The organism is Marinomonas polaris DSM 16579 (genome assembly GCF_900129155.1).
Taxonomy (GTDB): Bacteria; Pseudomonadota; Gammaproteobacteria; order Pseudomonadales; family Marinomonadaceae; genus Marinomonas; species Marinomonas polaris.
In genome coordinates this window covers 125,193-141,683 of sequence record NZ_FQVF01000011.1, presented here as the reverse complement: position 1 = coordinate 141,683, position 16,491 = coordinate 125,193, and the positions used below count along the sequence as shown (strand labels likewise).

Sequence of the window (16,491 nt, the reverse complement as noted above, 5' to 3'; positions counted from 1 at the left end):
GTGATTTGTCAGTATGACAGTCGCATTCCCCATTGTTTTGTGTAGGTGTTTTCCTACAAAACTGGTCGAATTTTACACTGTAATGCTTTGATTTAATGTTTGTTAAGTGTCATATACGTGTGATGTTTGTTAATGGTTTACTTATTTTGAGTAACTCTTTGTGAGTGGTTGTTTGCTTTTTTGCAGGAAAAAATGATGGGGGAATTGAATTGGCTAAATAAGGCATTACCCTTGTCTAACGATAATAGAATTGAGTAGATTATTTTTCAGTCATTCGAGAGAACATGGTTTCAAACTGACCAATATTTTGTTGAATGTAGTCAATAAAGGAGCGCATTGTCGGAGTTGGATGACGACCTTGAGGGTGGATCAAACACCATGATCGGCGAAGGGGGAAATCTTTGATTGGAACTTCGATTAAGGTGCCAAGAGTAAGCTCGGAGAGAATGCCTAGTTTGGGTAACACGGCCACACCTAGTCCCGCAATAACGGCGTGTTTGATCGCGTCATTGGAGCCAATTTCCATTTCTGCGTGCAGGCGAATACGTTGTTTTTGACAATGCAGTTCTAGTGCTAACCGACTGCCTGACCCTGCTTCTCGAAGTAGTAAGTTGTGTTCTAAAAAGGTGCTTAATGAGATGTCTTCTAGAGAGAGAAGAGGATGGTTTTGTGGCACGACAGCAATCAGCTCATTATTCAAAAAGGGTATGCTAAACATAGGTTTATCATTCTGTACCATGCCCATGATTGCTAATTCATCATGATTTTCATTGAGTCGTTTAATGGCCGCCGCGCGGTTCATGACTTTCACGTTTATCGTGACGTTTGGATGCAAGCTGGTATAAGCCCGAAGTAAGTAAGGCACCACATATTGCGCTGTACTCACAGCCACCAAAGTTAACTCACCAGATATTAGGCCAGTTTCCTCTGATAAGTCGTCTTGAAAGCGTTGTATTTCATCAAACATCGCATGAATGCATTGAGCCAAACGCTTGGCCGTCGCTGTACTGTAAAGCTGACGACCGACGTATTCAAACAGCGGTTGTTCCAGTGCTTGTTCAAGTTGTCGTATTTGGTTGCTAACGGCAGGCTGACTTAACCCCAGCATATCGCCAGCTCGACTGTAGCTACTCAATTCATAAACGCTCTTAAACACTTGTAATTGTCTAAACGTGAGTCGGTTCACTAAACTTTGTACGCTTTGAGGCATTGTTTTTGTTTCCTCTTGGTTTATCCATCGGATCTTATCTATCAGCTTTTATCTATCACGAATAGCTTATACATAAATGTCGTAATATCAATTTTTACTTTGGTTGATCTTTGAGTAGGCTAAATGTTCAACAAGAAAGGAGTGACTCATGTTAAAAAAAGTGTTGATCGCTAACCGAGGTGAAATTGCGGTTCGTATCATTCGCGCTTGTTCAGAGGCTGGGATTCGCTCTGTCGCGATATTTACGGAACCGGATCGATATGCGTTGCATGTCAAACGTGCAGACGAGTCTTACTCGTTAGGCGATGATCCACTTGCCGGTTATCTAGACCCTTTGCGTCTAGTGAACTTAGCCATAGAAACAGGTTGTGATGCGATTCACCCCGGTTATGGTTTTTTGTCTGAAAATGCGCATTTTGCCGAATTGTGTGAGCAAAAAGGCGTTACCTTTATCGGGCCTCATTCTTCCGTCATTCATAAAATGGGCGATAAAACTCAAGCACGCGACAGTATGCGTGCTGCAGGTATTCCAATCACACCTGGCTCAGAGGGGAATTTAGCGAACCTTGAAGAAGCGCTTGCCCTAGCTGGGAAAGTTGGTTATCCGGTGATGATCAAGGCAACCTCTGGTGGTGGCGGTCGAGGCATTCGACGTTGTGACACACCAGAAGAACTAACCTCCCAATATCCTCGTGTTATCTCCGAAGCGACTAAAGCTTTTGGTTCAGCCGAAGTGTTTTTAGAAAAATGCATCGTTGATCCTTGTCATATTGAAGTTCAAATATTGGCGGATTCCCAAGGTAATGCGATTCATTTGTATGAGCGTGATTGTTCGATTCAGCGTCGTAATCAAAAGTTGATCGAAATTGCGCCAAGCCCGCAACTTACCCCAGAGCAACGCCAGTATATTTGTGATCTCGCGGTGCGAGCAGCCAAAGCGGTGGATTACGTTAACGCAGGTACGGTAGAGTTTTTGTTGTCTGGCAACGAAGTCTATTTCATGGAAATGAATACACGAGTACAGGTTGAGCACACGATTACCGAGCAAATCACTGGTGTCGATATTGTGCGTGAACAGCTTCGTATCGCGGCTGGTTCGCCGCTTAGCTTCCGTCAAGAAGACATAAGTTATCGTGGTTATGCGATGCAGTTCCGTATTAACGCAGAAGATCCAAAGAACGATTTCTTACCCAGCTTTGGGCGTATTACTCACTACTACGCACCGGGTGGTCCGGGCGTTCGTGTGGATACGGCAATTTATACTGGTTACGAGATTCCGCCTTACTTTGATTCCATGTGTTTGAAGCTGGTGGTTTGGGCGTTGACTTGGGATGAGATGGTCGCGCGCGGTCGCCGTGCCATTGACGATATGCGTTTGCATGGTATCAAAACTACCGCCAATTATTATCAGCAAATTCTGAAACACCCAGATTTCATCAAAGGGAAATTCAATACTGGATTCGTTCCAGCTCACCCTGAATTATTAAATTATTCCGTTAGACGCCATCCAAGTGATATCGCTTTGGTGTTGGCAGCCGCTATTGCAGCGCATGTTGGTCGATAATCCGCAGGAGGAAGAAAATGAGTCAAGTTAAACAAAAAATAGAAGTGACAGATGTCACCTTGCGTGATGCTCACCAATCGCTGATTGCCACTCGTATGCGTACGGAAGATATGTTGCCGATCTGTGAAAAACTCGATCAAGTCGGTTTTTGGTCTTTAGAAGTGTGGGGCGGCGCGACCTTTGATGCTTGCGTACGTTTTTTGAAAGAAGACCCTTGGGAGCGATTGCGTCAGCTTCGTGCGGCTTTGCCAAATACCCGTTTGCAAATGTTGTTGCGTGGTCAAAACCTGTTGGGTTATCGCCATTATGCCGATGATGTTGTAGAAGCGTTTGTACAAAAGGCGGCGGATAACGGCATTGATGTTTTTCGTGTGTTCGATGCACTAAACGATCTGCGCAATATCGAAACTGCCATGAAAGCGGTGAAAAAAGCCGGTAAACATGCGCAAGGTACGATTTGTTATACGACCAGCCCAGTGCATACGCCAGCCTTGTTTGTCGAGCAAGCCAAAGCCATGCAAGCCATGGGTGCAGATTCTATTGCCATTAAAGACATGGCGGGGTTGTTAACGCCTTATGCGACTTATGATCTGGTGAAAGCCATCAAAGAAGCCGTCGATTTGCCTTTAGTAGTACACAGTCATTCAACCTCAGGTTTAGCGCCTTTGTGTCAGCTTAAAGCCATCGAAGCAGGTGCTGACCGCATTGATACCGCGATTTCGTCCTTTGCCAGTGGCACCAGTCACCCAGCGACTGAGACTCAAGTGGCCGCTTTGAAAGATACCGATTACGACACGGGTTTAGATTTAGCCTTGTTGTCGGAAATTGCCGATTACTTCCGTGATGTTCGTAAAAAGTATCATCAATTTGAAAGTGAATTTACTCGCGAAGATGTGTCTGTGCAGGTTAACCAAGTGCCGGGCGGCATGATGTCTAACTTGGCGAATCAGTTAAAAGAGCAAAATGCGTTAGATAAGATCCGTGAGGTGTTTGCCGAGATTCCTCGTGTTCGTGCTGACTTAGGCTATCCGCCTTTGGTAACGCCTACCTCGCAAATCGTTGGTACGCAGGCGGTTTATAACGTATTGGCAGGTCAGCGCTATAAAACCATCACCAATGAAGTGAAACGTTACTTATTGGGTGGATACGGCCAACCGCCAGCGGCAGTAAATCCAGACGTGCAGAAAAAAGCCGTAGGTAATGAATCGGTAAACGATGCTCGTCCTGCAGATTCGTTGTCTCCAGAGCTTTATAAATTACGCAATGAAATTGGTGAATTAGCGAAATCAGAAGAAGATGTACTGACCTTTGCTATGTTCCCTGAACTAGGCCGTGAATTTTTACAGCAACGTGCTGACGGAACCTTGGTTCCAGAAGTCTTGTTACCGCCAGAACAAGCGGGTCAAGGTGCAGCCGCAGGTGGCTTGGCTACTGAGTTCAAGATTGATGTGCATGGTGAAGTCTACAATGTTGAAATCACTGGTGTAGGTGACTTTGGGGTTGGTAAACGCAAGTTGTACTTGTCTTTGGACGGTATGCCAGAAGAAGTGGTGTTTGAATCGCTGAATGAATATGTTGCTGAAGGTGGTGCAGGGCGATCTCGCGCGACTGAACCTGGTCATGTTAGTGCGGCGATGCCGGGTAATATCATTGATGTCTTGGTTGAAGAAGGCGACACGGTTACCGCGGGTCAAGCTGTACTCGTCACGGAAGCCATGAAGATGGAAACCGAAGTACATTCCAACGTGGCGGGTACGGTAAAAGGCGTTTTCGTTAAAAAAGGCGACCGAGTCACACCGGGTGAAATGCTGATTGAGATCGTTTAGTCCATTATTGAGAAAGATGATTTCATTAGGAAGCTAATGAAATAGACGTTAAAAAGGCCGTTTTTCTTCATTAGAAAGACGGCCTTTTTCACATCAATTTTGTCATTACAGAAACGCTTGGCAAGCTTCTTGGAAGGAATTTATACGAGAGATAAGCTCATCGGTTTGTTGGGTCTTGTAGATGGCATTATTGGCTAAAATAGAATAGTGACCACGATAACCTTGTTGATGCAGGTGTTCTATTAAGGTGACAATGCTACTTTCATAATAGCCATCTCCCGGAATCAAACGCTTGTGATGATAGGTTTCTATTTGATCTTCAAGCGAATAGGTCATGCTGCTGTTGAAGTCCGAGCATTGTACTAAAAAAATATCTGACGTCGGAATTTCTTCAAGAACATCAATTGCTTCTGATTCACTCAGAAAATGAAACGTATCAATTACTAAGCCAAAATTTGGGCTGTTTACGTCTCGGCAAAGCGAGGCAGCGGCTTGATAACTGCCAATGTAAGGTGACCAAGGCAATGCTTTTAAAGCAATCTTAATGCGATAAGGAATGGCTAAATTAGCCAAAGCACGAAGATCGGCCAAAATTTGATTGGTGTCTATGTTCTTAGAGCGAATGGTTGGTGGCATAACAACCAGTAAGCGGCAATTCAGTTGCGCTAAGGTTTTTAAGTAATTGCGCGCCAAATCCATATCGTACTCATGGATATGATTTGTATTTCCACCAAACTCTCGCAAACTCGACGCACTGCTGATTTCAATGCCATTGCGTTTGGCGAGTTCGGCAATGTGTTCGATATCACGCTTATCAGCGCCAAAATCAGAGTGTGTTAGGTCAATGTTTAGAAAGCCTGCTTGGGCCAACGCGGCGAATTTATCTTCGAGCGTACTATGAAAAAGGTTTGCCGCAATAGACAGCATATTAGATTACCTCTATAGCAAAGGCGCGATCATTACCTGCGAAAATTTGATGACGAAGTGGACTGTTCTCATTCGCTTTGAAAGTGATTTTGCTAAAAAATTCAGTATTGTGTTGTTCGTCTGAAGCTTCGACAAAACGTAGGCTGATGGCGTGTTTTCCAGGGAGCTGTAAGCTGGCCTCTTCTTTGGCTTGAAAACCAAAAAGACGTTCAAAAAAGGTTAAGCAAGTCTGAGTACGGTCAGGATCTACTTGTATAGTAAATTCATGGAAGTGAGACAGTGAGCCATTTAATTTTTCAGCTACGCTGGGGATGGTTTTAAAATCAATCTCATATACGCTTAAATCGTCACGCACTTGATCAACTAAATAGATTAAGGTGCCGCCCATTCCCTCAATGCCTGGAATATTGACTTCCATCGGGCCTGAATGATTGGATGAATCCCAAGCCCCTCGTTTTATTAGCTCAGCATGAGCGATAGAAGCGTCGTCACATTTAAAGGCGATAGCAAAAAGAGCGATGCCCATTTCGCCAACATAAGCTTCCAATGTTGGATCTTGCGAACAATTGATAATTATTTTTAACTGATTTTGTTGAAATAAGAATACATTTTTACGTCGATGTTTTGCGTAAAGGCTAAAACCTAGCTCAGTCATTAGGGGAGTTACGCTTTCTAAAGAGGGCGCGACTATCTCGATAAACTCGATACCCAGTAAATTCGCAGTAGACAAAGGTGTGATGTCGTTTTGATCCATAATACGGTCCAAAGAGGTCAATACATTAGTAATGGTTAGGTCGTCTTATGGACAAGCTAACGTATAACCCTTTTAACATATAAGCAGGATCGCAGGTACGCAAACAAAAAGTGATATTTAGCTATGAAGAAATGATCCAACCGAATCTCAAAAATATTATAGATTCGATTGGATGATAGATAAGCTGTAGATGGTTATGCGAACTCTTCGGTGTCTATTTCAGCTTGTTGTGCGGCGGTATAGCGCGTGCCATGTACGTTATTTTGATTAATCATCTCGTCTAGCAGGCTGACTTGTTTGGCATCCAGCTTTAATTGCGCTGATTCAAAATTGTCTCTCATATGATTAACCGAGCGAGTGCCAGGAATAGGGACAATATTTTTATCTTTTGCGGTGAGCCAAGCCAAAGCTAGTTGCGATGGTGTGCAGCCGATGTCTTTCGCAAGGGCAAAGTAGTCGTTTAACAAGGCTAGATTGTTAGGATAATGCTCGGCGTTAAAGCGTGGCATGTTGTTACGAATGTCTTTGGCTTCTAGATCCGCAACGTCTTTTAATGTGCCCGTTAAGAATCCGCGTGCTAATGGACTGAAAGCAACAAAGGTAACGCCTAGTTTCCTGCAGGCTTCTAAAACGGCAATTTCTGGATTGCGTGTCCATAAAGAATATTCGGACTGAATCGCAGTAATTGGGAACTCGTTGTGAGCACGAGTTAGCGTTTCGGCAGACACTTCTGATAAACCCACCGCACCAATTTTGCCTTCTTTTACCAGATCGCCTAGAGCGCCTGCGCTTTCTTCGATTGGTACATTGAAGTCCAAGCGATGCAAATAATACAAATCGATATGGTCTGTTTGTAGGCGTTTTAGGCTGTCTTCGCACTGCTTGCGAATATTTTCAGGTCTGCCGTTAATCTCTTTTTTGCCATCAACCATGGCCATACCGCATTTGCTGGCAAGGAAAAATTCATCACGGCGATCTTTTAGTGCTTTACCGACTAAAAGCTCATTGTTACCACCGCCATATAAAGTCGCGGTATCAAAATGGCGATAACCCATTTCAAAGGCTTGATGAAGTGCCTTGATGGCTTGCTCTTCAGCAACAGGCGAACCATAAGCATGGGATAAATTCATGCAGCCTAGGCCGATGTTTGGATTGGCTAAATGCGGATGTTTTGACATAAAAAGGGTCCTTGTTAGTTTGCTTTGCTATGTTTTACTGCGCGACTACTATTGCAAAACAGTGTAACGAAAACAGGGAGCCTAGGCTCCCTGTTTGTGTCTTACTTTAATGAACTTTGCACTGTTCCTATGCTTCTAGGCATTCTTCTAAGCGATGCAAGGTTTCCATCGCTTCAATGGCCTGGGTCACACAAGAGTTTGGCGCACGACCTTCTTGAATCGCTGCAATGAATTCTCTGTCTTGTAGTTCGATGCCGTTATTTGAAACCGCTACGCCAGATAGGTCAATCTTGTTTTCGCTGCCGTCAAATAGATCGTCGTAACGTGCGATATAAGTACCGTTGTCGCAAATATAACGGAAGAAGGTACCGAATGGACCGTCGTTATTGAATGACAAAGATAGCGTACATATTGCACCGTTAGGCACTTTCATACCAATGCTCATGTCCATGGCGATGCCAAGTTCAGGATGGATCGGACCTTGAAGTGCTTGAACCTTGCTTGCTGTTTCGCCAGTTTGGTACTGGAACAAATCCACAGTGTGGCAAGCATGGTGCCATAGTAGATGGTCAGTCCAAGAACGTGCTTGGCCAAGGGCGTTTTTGTTTGAACGGCGGAAAAAGTAGGTTTGCACGTCCATTTGTTGAACGTTTAATTCGCCAGCCATTATCTTGTTATGAATCCACTGGTGCGAAGGATTGAAACGACGAGTGTGTCCCGCCATGGCAACTAGGCCAGTTTTCTTTTGTACTTCAACCACTTTGCGAGCGTCTTCAATGTTGTCTGCCATTGGAATTTCAGACATAACATGTTTGCCAGCTTCAAGGCATTGGATAGTTTGCGCAGCGTGCATTTGAGTCGGGGTAGCTAGGATTACCGCATCAACGTCATCACGAGCTAGGCTTTCTGCTAGATCTGTTGTGTAGTGAGGAACACCGCGTTCTTCAGCGAAGGCTTTAATCGCATCGATTTTTGTGCCAACCACAGAAACGACTTCTGCACCTTCGATCGCCGCGATGGCGTCCATGTGTTTCATGCCGAAAGCGCCAGATGCGCCAGCGATACAAATTCTCATTAGTCTACTCCTAAAAGTGCGAGTGTTTATTGTAAGGGCATAACATTGCCCGAGTCTTATATTGATAACAAATCTAGCATCCGACACCTAATGGGGATAATCCATAAACCGCATAAGCTATTCATTTTTTGCAATGAGGCTTTTGTAGTTTTCATCGAAAACGTTCTGAGATATCTCGTAATAAGCTAAGAAAGTGGGATTGAGTGACGGTTGGAAGCCAGCTTTTTCGCACACAAAGCCCAATTGGGCGGCGAGTATGGTCCAACGGAAAGTCTATAACATTGAGCAATTCAATATTAATTTCTCGCTCCACTTGGTGTGCCGAGATGAGTGTCAATCGATCGCTTTCGATTAACAGCTCACGAATAAGTATCTGTGAACTGGATTCAACCAATCGTGTTGGTAAGGCGATACCAGCGTCTTTGAAAATGTCTTCGAAAGCTTGTCTAGTTGGTGTACCTTTGGCTGGAACGACCCAAGCAAATTCGGCGAGATCTTGTGCGCTGATAGTGCTTTTGCTCATTAAAGGATGACCTTTACGAGCCACTACTGACAATGGCGGCGCCCATAATTCTTCCTGCACCACATCGTCAGCCGGTGTTGGGTGACGTAATGCACCTAAAATAATATCGATGTCGCCTTGGCGAAGGTGATGAAGTAAATCGGCATACGGGCCTTCGGTTACATTGATATTCACATCAGGATGGCGTTCGTTGAACTGCAAAATTGATTTTGGCAAAATGGTCATACGTGCCAAAGGCATGCTGCCTATGGTGATGGTACTGACATCTTTAAACTGTAAAGCGTTGATCTCGTATATGCCTTGGCGTAATTCACTGAAAGCTAGTTTGGTGGCTTTTGCCAAGGTTTGTGCTGCTTTGGTTGCGCTGGTTCCAAGGCTGTTTTTTTCGAATAATACAACGCCGAGCAGGCGTTCTAAATCTCGCGCGGCTCGGTGTACGGAAGACTGCGACACGGCCAAATTTCGGCTCGCAATGCTGAAGTTTTGCGCTTCGCTCACCGCGATTAAAGCTCTTAATTGAGTGGTGCTAATTAAGGCGATGAGATTTTTAGGCGTGCGTTCTTTTTGAGTCGTGTCTTTCACGATTTCTTGTGTGGCTGTTTGAATATGATCGATGGCGCGGTTGACGCGTTTTTGCCACACCTCACCTGATGGAGTGGGATACATACCATCTGAATGGCGCTCAAAAAGCGACGCGCCCAATAATCCTTCTAGCTTGGCGATCGCTTGGGTGATGGCTGGCTGAGATAAAAAGATATTTTCAGAAGCTCGGGTGATGCTTTTTAGCTCTGCGACCGCGAGAAATACGCGCAAATGCCGTAAGTTGGGAATTGCTATCTCCATAAGACCTCCTTATTTTTTATAAACTATATCAAAAATGAATATCAAAGAAATCAAATTGAAGGATTAATTACGTATTTTTTCCTATATATAGCCAAAATGGAACTCTCATTAAAAAAATCTAAAAATAATGCGTTCTATTTTTTAAATAGTAAAAAATAGATGTAGATCAAGGTTTGTACAGCTCGTTTGTTCTTATACTCGCTACTAATGGGCGTTTACGCCATTGAATAAAACAATCTTATAGCGAGGTAACAGAATGAGTCAGGTGAGTCATATTCCGGGCAATATTATGTTTGATGGGCCGATGGCAACGAAGGGCTACCCCTTAAATAAAATGTGTTATTCCTTTAATAACGCAAATGGGCGAAAAGCATTCCTAGCTAATGAAGACGATTATTGTGAAAAGTTTGGACTTTCTGTAGAGCAAAAACAGGCTGTAAAAAATCGTGATGTCATTGCCATGTTAGAAGCCGGTGGAAGTATTTATTATCTGGCAAAATTTGCTGGGATCTTGGGATTAAATGTACAAGATGTTGGTGGTTTACAGACGGGTATGACAACAGACGAATTTAAAGCATTTTTAGTACAGCAGGGAGATAAATAATGGCGAAAATACTTGGCGGTATCGCCACATCACATATTCCTGCCATTGGTGTAGCGATGGATAAAGGTCTTGAGCAAACACCTTATTGGAAAGATTTCTTTGATGCCTATCCACCTGTACGTGAATGGCTGTATGCGCAAGAACCTGACATCGCCGTCATTTTTTATAATGATCACGGATTAGAGTTTTTTCATGATCGCAAACCGACTTTTGCTATTGGCGCTGCTGCTCAGTATGAGAATGCCGACGAAGGTTGGGGGATTGCTGAAATTCCACCAGTAACTGGGGAAACTGAGTTGTCTTGGCATATTGTTAATCAATTGATAGAGGACGAGTTTGATATAACCGTTTGCCAAGAAATGAAAGTGGATCATGGACTGACAGTGCCTCTTACGCTCATGTGGCCAGGTCATAAATACGGTCATATTAAAGTGATTCCAATTGCGATCAACTGTGAACGTCATCCTATGCCGAAACCCAGTCGTTGTTTTGATTTTGGCAAGGCGATTGGTGACGCTATTCGTTCTTACTCTGGTAATCAGAAAGTTGTGATATTTGGAACTGGTGGTTTATCTCATCAGCTAGATGGACAGCGCGCGGGCTTCATTAATAAACCATTCGATTTATATTGCATGGATAAAATTGTGAATGAACCGGAAGCGCTTACCAAATTCACTAATTTTGACTTGGTAGAACAAGCAGGCTCTCAAGGTGTTGAGTTGAATATGTGGTTAGCGATGCGTGGTGCATTACAGGGGACGTTAACCGAACTGCATCGTAGTTATCATTTGCCGATTTCCAATACGGGTGCTGGGTTGCAGTTATTGGCGACAAGCGACGCTGCAATGCTGATATAATTTTTTCATTCAAAATACATGTCAAATTGTCATACAACAAAACGCGAGTTTTGGTATACGCTTCTTCTATCTTTGATAAAAGAAGCGTTTTTGTATCAGTGACCTTTGCTGCTGACGCAAGACTGAACAAGGGTATTCACTCAAGAAAGCCTTTTTAATAGAGTATTGACACACTTTTAGCAGCAGCGCTTTTTATCTTCTAATTCTCAATTATTAACGTTATGACATTCTTTTTTGGAATACGTTGGAGGCAATTACAATGTTACATATAGGTCTAATTGGTCAGGCTATTGCCGCTTCTCGATCTCCTTCTTTACACATGATGTTGGGTGAACTAAAGCAGTTGCCAGTGGATTATCAGTTGCAAGTGCCAGAAGATGATACGGCGGAATCCTTTAACGCCAAGCTTGCTGAAATTCGTGCCTTAGGTTTTGTCGGCACTAATGTTACTTTTCCTTATAAACAAATCGCCATCGACAGCGCAGACGAAGTAAACGACGCGGTGAAGAAAGTTGGTGCGAGTAATACTTTGTTGCTAAAAGACGGTAAAGTGTGTGCTTTTAATACCGATTACACTGGTTTTATTCGCGGTTATAAAGGTCGAGTTGGGGATTTACCAGCAGGTAAAGTGCTGATGATTGGTGCTGGTGGTGTGGGGCGAGCGATTGGATTTGCCTTGTTTGAAGTGGGGGCGACAGAAGTATTAGTCACCGATTTGAGCGAACGTAGCGCACAGTCTTTGGTTGATGCTATTAATGAAGCCGGCTACAAGGCGCGTGTTGTTGCCAAAGAAGACATTGCAGAAGCAGCCGCAGAAGTAGATGGATTGGTAAACTGTACACCTGTAGGTCATTTGAAAAGTCCAGGCATGCCATTGGCTGCGGAGCTGATTCAAGGACAAAAATGGGCATTTGATGCGGTTTACACCCCAATGGATACAGAGTTTTTGATAGAAGCCAATAAAAAAGGTCTGCAAATTGTGTCAGGCTTTGATTTGTTCTTTTATCAAGGTATCGATGCCTTCGAAATTTTCACGGGTCAGGAAATAACGGATGTGAAACCTGTTTGGGACCAGTTCCGTGAAAAATACAATGTCGTCAGTTCGTTGATCTAGAGATTGTTGGTAACTAAATAAATTCATAGGATAAATAATGAAAAGAAGACGCTAAATGGCGTCTTTTTGTCATTTATTCTATGGGGCTCAGCAACTAAGATATCTTTGCTCATGATATAGTGCAGAGGTCTTACAAAAAAAATAAAAGGCCTTTAGAATTTTTTATGATTAACTCCGATGACCGTAAATTGGTTGGGCAATCCGTCTATGAACAACTGCGTTCAGATATTGTGACAGGAAAGCTTTCACCCGGTGAAAAGCTTAAATTAAACGCTCTACGAATCCGTTACAGTGCCAGTGTGAATACCTTGCGTGAAACTTTGATGCGCTTAGTATCAGACGGTTTTGTGCTGTTCGTTGATCAAAAAGGTTTTTCGGTAAAACCTGTTTCTACCGCAGATTTGCGTGAATTATTAGAGCTTCGACAGATGTTAGAGTTGTCGGCCGTGCGTAAATCAATGGAAAATAAAGCTGGTCAAATGGAGTGGAAGTCAGCTTTGATAAGCGCGCATTTTCGCTTGAATTGTATTGAAAAGCTGATGATGGAAGATGAAGGTAGCCATGTTCAGGCGTGGGAAAAAGCCGACCGAGATTTTCACGTTACCATGGTGTCTCATTGTGGTTCTCAGCAGCTTATTCGCTATCATGCTTCGGTGATTGAACTTTACATGCGTTATCAGGTATTGGCGTTGCATCGTCGGCCATTTCGCGGGCAAGCATCCGTAGAAGAGCATCAAAAATTGCTTAAACACCTTCTTGATGATGAAACCGAGTCTGTATTAACTATTTTAGATTCGCATATTCAAAAAGGTTTGTTTTTACCGGACGCTGAGAAAATACCATTAAAAGTAAAATCTAAAGCTATCGCCTAATACTCATCCTTCGTAAGGATATTCTAACTAATGAAAAATACAGAGACTCAAAGTCAATCTAATGTATGTAACAACGAGGAAATGATGACATGGAAGCCGTAATTAGCATCATAGCCCCGATCTTTTTTCTGATCCTAATTGGCTTTCTCAGCATTCGATACTCTTTCCTTCCCCAAGCGGCGATACCTGGGTTAAGCCGTTTTGTTTTATACCTAGCTTTGCCAGCTTTGATTTTTATAAAGCTTTCCAGCATGGAGCTAAAAGAAGTCCTACATTTTGACTATCTTGCCGTGTACGCCGCGAGTGGTTTAGCCACCTTTTTTATTACTGTGTTACTGAGCTGGCGATTACTTAAAAGTGGTTTGGTAGATGCCGGCGTGAGAGGCGTTGGGGCGACCATGTCAAACAGCGCTTTTATTGGCTTTCCTGTCTTATTACAGTTTTTTGATTACCCTTTGACGCAGGCCTTTGTGATGTCATTGATGGTCGAAAATATCATTTTATTGCCAGTTTGCTTAATTTTTATCGAAACTGTGTTGGGTAAGAGCGAGAGTAATGGGAAAAGCCTATTTATGGTTGTCCTGAAGCGTATCTCAACGAATCCGTTATTAATTGCCTTGGTCGCAGGGCTGGTATTTTCTGTGTTTGAATTGAGCTTGCCGAGCTTTATAGGTAAAGGGTTTGATTTACTGGCAGCAGCGGCCTCATCGGTGGCCTTGATTGTTATTGGCGGGTCTTTGGTGGGTGTGACGATTAAAGGTCAATGGGCTCCCATATTGCTGGTGGCGATTGGCAAACTGGTCTTATTTCCGGTGATTGTCACCTTGCTCTTGTTACTTACACCCACCATGCCAAACGAATTAAAAATTGCTGTGGTTATTTTTGCCTCGGTATCTATGTTCAGTTCTTATCCCATTGTATGTGGGGAATATGGATCGCGCAGTTTTTGTGCTAGTACTTTGCTAATTACTACCGTGTTGTCATTTTTTACCTTGAGTGTCTTGCTGCGTTTTTTTGTATGAAAATATAGCAATGTGATTGATTGAATATTTACGCTGATTTATAGGAGAAATTATTATGTCTACCATCATGGTATTGAACGGCCCAAATTTAAATTTACTGGGTACTCGTGAGCCAGCAACTTATGGTTATGAGACTCTAGCGGATGTGGAAGTTATGTGTCGCGAAGCGGCATTGTCATTAGGCCATGAGGTGGAATGCCATCAATCTAACCATGAAGGTGTATTGATTGATCTAATTCATGAAGCAGGTCGCCGTATTAAAGCGGGCGAAGTATTGGGCGTAGTATTCAATCCAGGTGCTTATACTCACACATCTGTTGCTCTTCACGATGCAATAAAAGGCGCTGATGTACCGGTGATTGAAGTTCACATCTCTAACGTACACGCTCGTGAAGCCTTCCGTCATCATTCTTACATATCGCCTGCAGCAGCAGGAATTGTTGTTGGTATGGGCGTACAAGGGTATGTATTGGGCATTCAGGGCTTAGTGCATAAGCTTAAAGCTTAAGACTAAAAAAATAGCGACGGCTAATATAAAAATACCGAATGATGCTTCTTATTTTGAAGAGATCATTCGGTATTTTTTTGAGCTTAATTATGACGTTAAATGCTTAGCTTTTGGATGATTTGTTTTTTCTCCAACGAGTCCATAAAGGGGTATGTGAGATAAAAATAAATACAATTGTTGCCAGTAGTACACAAGACAGTGGACTAGTGAAAGCTTCACCAAAAAAGCCTGCAATGTTGCCTTGTTCAGACAGAATGGCTCGTCGCCAGTTCTCGTCAATCAGTCGAGATAAAATAACCCCAAGAATAACCGGGCCAACCTGATAACCGTACTGTTTCATAAAGTAACCGATTACGCCGAACCCAAGCATCCACCAAACGTCCGTGATTGCATTGTTGATAGAGTAAGCGCCCACGATAGACAGCAAGAATATAATAGGGATTAAGACCCCTTTTGGGCATTCAACTAGCTTAGCGAATAAGCGAATACCAGTTAAACCGAAAATCAATATGAAGATATTGGCGAGGGTTAAGTTACCCACAGTAAACCAAAAAATTTCGGGCTGTTCTATCATCAGCAATGGGCCAGGGTTTAAGCCGTGGATAAACAAAGCGCCAATGAATACCGCGGTTACAGCGTCCCCAGGAATACCTAAGGTCAGCATCGGAATATAAGCTCCACCTACAGCGGCATTATTTGCAGACTCCGGCGCAACTAATCCTTCTTTTGCTCCTTTGCCAAATTCAACTTCTGGGTTTTTAGTCGTACGTTTAGCATAGTCATAGGCCATTAATGCGGCAATATCGCCACCAGTACCTGGTAATGCCCCGACAATTACGCCAACCGAAGAAGATTGTAAGCTTAAAGGTAAGTAGCGTTTTACATCTTTCCATTTAGGGATGATGCGATTGATGACTTGTTTGACGCTGGCTTTATGCATGAAATGTAGCTGTGTTAAGGCTTCGGAAATACCAAAAAGTCCAATCATAACCGCAACTGGATTAATGCCATTCCAGAGTTCAACGACACCAAATGTAAAGCGCTCTTCTGCTGTCAGGGGGTCAAGTCCTACCGTACCAATTAACACGCCAAACGATCCAGCTAACACACCTTTTGCAAGACTATTACCAGATAAAGAACCGACCAGCATGATGCCTAGAACACCTAGCAGCATATAATCTCTTGGCTGAAAGCTGATGGCAAAATCGCTAACAAATGGTGCTGCGACAGCTAATACGAAAATGCCAACAAAACCTCCGATAACAGACATGACTGTTGATAAGCCAATGGCTTCACCCGCTAAGCCTTTTTGTGCGAGAGGATAACCATCAAGCGCCGTAGCAATGGCGGAAGGAGCCCCAGGAATATTTAGCAATATGGCGGTTCGAGAGCCACCATAAACGCCACCCATATATACCCCAACCATCAAACATAAAGCGTTATTTACCTCCCACGAAAAGGTAAATGAGATGAGAATAGAGACTGCCATGGTGACTGATAAGCCTGGTATGGCACCTACATAAATCCCTAAAAATGTACCAAGTGCGGTAAGCGCAAGGAGTTGAGGGGAAATCCAAGAAATAGCAAAAAACGAAAGAGCTTCCATTGTATTAT

General features: G+C 43.3%; 15 protein-coding genes. 8 read left to right on the top strand and 7 right to left on the bottom strand.

Translation table 11 applies throughout. The annotated features are described in order from the left end of the window. Positions 1-259: 259 nt before the first annotated feature. Positions 260-1,210: a LysR family transcriptional regulator gene (locus tag BUA59_RS13195; RefSeq protein ID WP_072840169.1), complete on the bottom strand. Its 951-nt coding sequence runs from the start codon at positions 1,208-1,210 to the stop codon at positions 260-262. 148 nt (positions 1,211-1,358) lie between these two features. Between BUA59_RS13195 and BUA59_RS13190 the strand changes: the two genes are divergently transcribed. Both BUA59_RS13190 and oadA read left to right on the top strand, forming a co-directional pair. Continuing rightward, a complete protein-coding gene (locus BUA59_RS13190) occupies positions 1,359-2,774 on the top strand; it encodes an acetyl-CoA carboxylase biotin carboxylase subunit (RefSeq protein WP_072840168.1) in 1,416 nt (471 codons plus the stop codon). 17 nt (positions 2,775-2,791) lie between these two features. Beyond that, positions 2,792-4,600, top strand: a complete 1,809-nt coding sequence (oadA, locus tag BUA59_RS13185; RefSeq protein ID WP_072840167.1) for a sodium-extruding oxaloacetate decarboxylase subunit alpha — start codon at positions 2,792-2,794, stop codon at positions 4,598-4,600. Between the two features lie 105 nt (positions 4,601-4,705). Here oadA and BUA59_RS13180 read toward each other — a convergent pair whose 3' ends face one another. The 5 genes from BUA59_RS13180 to BUA59_RS13160 all read right to left on the bottom strand — a co-directional run bounded on the left by BUA59_RS13180 (position 4,706) and on the right by BUA59_RS13160 (position 9,900). Beyond that, a complete protein-coding gene (locus BUA59_RS13180; RefSeq protein ID WP_072840166.1) occupies positions 4,706-5,527 on the bottom strand; it encodes a sugar phosphate isomerase/epimerase family protein in 822 nt (273 codons plus the stop codon). Between the two features lies 1 nt (position 5,528). Beyond that, positions 5,529-6,281 (bottom strand): hypothetical protein, encoded by a 753-nt coding sequence (locus BUA59_RS13175; RefSeq protein ID WP_072840165.1) that lies wholly within the window; start codon positions 6,279-6,281, stop codon positions 5,529-5,531. 194 nt (positions 6,282-6,475) lie between these two features. Further along, positions 6,476-7,459, bottom strand: coding sequence for an aldo/keto reductase (locus BUA59_RS13170; protein WP_072840164.1), 984 nt, complete (start codon positions 7,457-7,459; stop codon positions 6,476-6,478). A 127-nt stretch (positions 7,460-7,586) separates the two neighbouring features. Further along, on the bottom strand, positions 7,587-8,534 hold the full coding sequence (locus BUA59_RS13165) for a Gfo/Idh/MocA family oxidoreductase (protein WP_072840163.1): 948 nt from the start codon (positions 8,532-8,534) through the stop codon (positions 7,587-7,589). Between the two features lie 151 nt (positions 8,535-8,685). Beyond that, the gene (locus BUA59_RS13160) at positions 8,686-9,900 is read right to left on the bottom strand and encodes a LysR family transcriptional regulator (RefSeq protein ID WP_072840162.1); all 1,215 of its coding nucleotides are present in this window, start codon (positions 9,898-9,900) and stop codon (positions 8,686-8,688) included. 256 nt (positions 9,901-10,156) lie between these two features. On the opposite strand from BUA59_RS13160, the gene BUA59_RS13155 reads away from it, so the two are divergent. The 6 genes from BUA59_RS13155 to aroQ all read left to right on the top strand — a co-directional run bounded on the left by BUA59_RS13155 (position 10,157) and on the right by aroQ (position 14,877). Further along, positions 10,157-10,504 carry a protocatechuate 4,5-dioxygenase subunit alpha gene (locus BUA59_RS13155; RefSeq protein WP_072840161.1) on the top strand — a complete coding sequence of 116 codons (348 nt, stop codon included), beginning with the start codon at positions 10,157-10,159 and terminating at the stop codon, positions 10,502-10,504. Continuing rightward, positions 10,504-11,361, top strand: coding sequence for a class III extradiol dioxygenase family protein (locus BUA59_RS13150; RefSeq protein WP_072840160.1), 858 nt, complete (start codon positions 10,504-10,506; stop codon positions 11,359-11,361). The genes BUA59_RS13155 and BUA59_RS13150 overlap by 1 nt, the downstream gene beginning before the upstream one ends. A gap of 259 nt (positions 11,362-11,620) precedes the next feature. Beyond that, positions 11,621-12,475: a shikimate dehydrogenase family protein gene (locus BUA59_RS13145; RefSeq protein ID WP_072840159.1), complete on the top strand. Its 855-nt coding sequence runs from the start codon at positions 11,621-11,623 to the stop codon at positions 12,473-12,475. A 164-nt stretch (positions 12,476-12,639) separates the two neighbouring features. Beyond that, positions 12,640-13,347 carry a GntR family transcriptional regulator gene (locus BUA59_RS13140; protein ID WP_072840158.1) on the top strand — a complete coding sequence of 236 codons (708 nt, stop codon included), beginning with the start codon at positions 12,640-12,642 and terminating at the stop codon, positions 13,345-13,347. Positions 13,348-13,436: 89 nt separating this feature from the next. Beyond that, on the top strand, positions 13,437-14,369 hold the full coding sequence (locus BUA59_RS13135) for an AEC family transporter (protein WP_072840157.1): 933 nt from the start codon (positions 13,437-13,439) through the stop codon (positions 14,367-14,369). Between the two features lie 55 nt (positions 14,370-14,424). After that, positions 14,425-14,877 carry a type II 3-dehydroquinate dehydratase gene (gene aroQ / locus BUA59_RS13130; RefSeq protein WP_072840156.1) on the top strand — a complete coding sequence of 151 codons (453 nt, stop codon included), beginning with the start codon at positions 14,425-14,427 and terminating at the stop codon, positions 14,875-14,877. Between the two features lie 103 nt (positions 14,878-14,980). Here aroQ and BUA59_RS13125 read toward each other — a convergent pair whose 3' ends face one another. Beyond that, positions 14,981-16,483 (bottom strand): tripartite tricarboxylate transporter permease, encoded by a 1,503-nt coding sequence (locus BUA59_RS13125; RefSeq protein WP_072840155.1) that lies wholly within the window; start codon positions 16,481-16,483, stop codon positions 14,981-14,983. Positions 16,484-16,491 lie beyond the last annotated feature (8 nt).

Bases quoted from the DNA above. Each gene is read 5' to 3' on its own strand.
- BUA59_RS13125 (WP_072840155.1), bottom strand. From the start codon at position 16,483: ATGGAAGCTCTTTCGTTTTTTGCTATTTCTTGGATTTCCCCTCAACTC.
- BUA59_RS13175 (WP_072840165.1), bottom strand. From the start codon at position 6,281: ATGGATCAAAACGACATCACACCTTTGTCTACTGCGAATTTACTGGGT.
- oadA (WP_072840167.1), top strand. From the start codon at position 2,792: ATGAGTCAAGTTAAACAAAAAATAGAAGTGACAGATGTCACCTTGCGT.
- aroQ (WP_072840156.1), top strand. From the start codon at position 14,425: ATGTCTACCATCATGGTATTGAACGGCCCAAATTTAAATTTACTGGGT.
- BUA59_RS13170 (WP_072840164.1), bottom strand. From the start codon at position 7,459: ATGTCAAAACATCCGCATTTAGCCAATCCAAACATCGGCCTAGGCTGC.
- BUA59_RS13190 (WP_072840168.1), top strand. From the start codon at position 1,359: ATGTTAAAAAAAGTGTTGATCGCTAACCGAGGTGAAATTGCGGTTCGT.
- BUA59_RS13180 (WP_072840166.1), bottom strand. From the start codon at position 5,527: ATGCTGTCTATTGCGGCAAACCTTTTTCATAGTACGCTCGAAGATAAA.
- BUA59_RS13140 (WP_072840158.1), top strand. From the start codon at position 12,640: ATGATTAACTCCGATGACCGTAAATTGGTTGGGCAATCCGTCTATGAA.
- BUA59_RS13145 (WP_072840159.1), top strand. From the start codon at position 11,621: ATGTTACATATAGGTCTAATTGGTCAGGCTATTGCCGCTTCTCGATCT.
- BUA59_RS13165 (WP_072840163.1), bottom strand. From the start codon at position 8,534: ATGAGAATTTGTATCGCTGGCGCATCTGGCGCTTTCGGCATGAAACAC.
- BUA59_RS13150 (WP_072840160.1), top strand. From the start codon at position 10,504: ATGGCGAAAATACTTGGCGGTATCGCCACATCACATATTCCTGCCATT.
- BUA59_RS13195 (WP_072840169.1), bottom strand. From the start codon at position 1,210: ATGCCTCAAAGCGTACAAAGTTTAGTGAACCGACTCACGTTTAGACAA.
- BUA59_RS13155 (WP_072840161.1), top strand. From the start codon at position 10,157: ATGAGTCAGGTGAGTCATATTCCGGGCAATATTATGTTTGATGGGCCG.
- BUA59_RS13160 (WP_072840162.1), bottom strand. From the start codon at position 9,900: ATGGAGATAGCAATTCCCAACTTACGGCATTTGCGCGTATTTCTCGCG.
- BUA59_RS13135 (WP_072840157.1), top strand. From the start codon at position 13,437: ATGGAAGCCGTAATTAGCATCATAGCCCCGATCTTTTTTCTGATCCTA.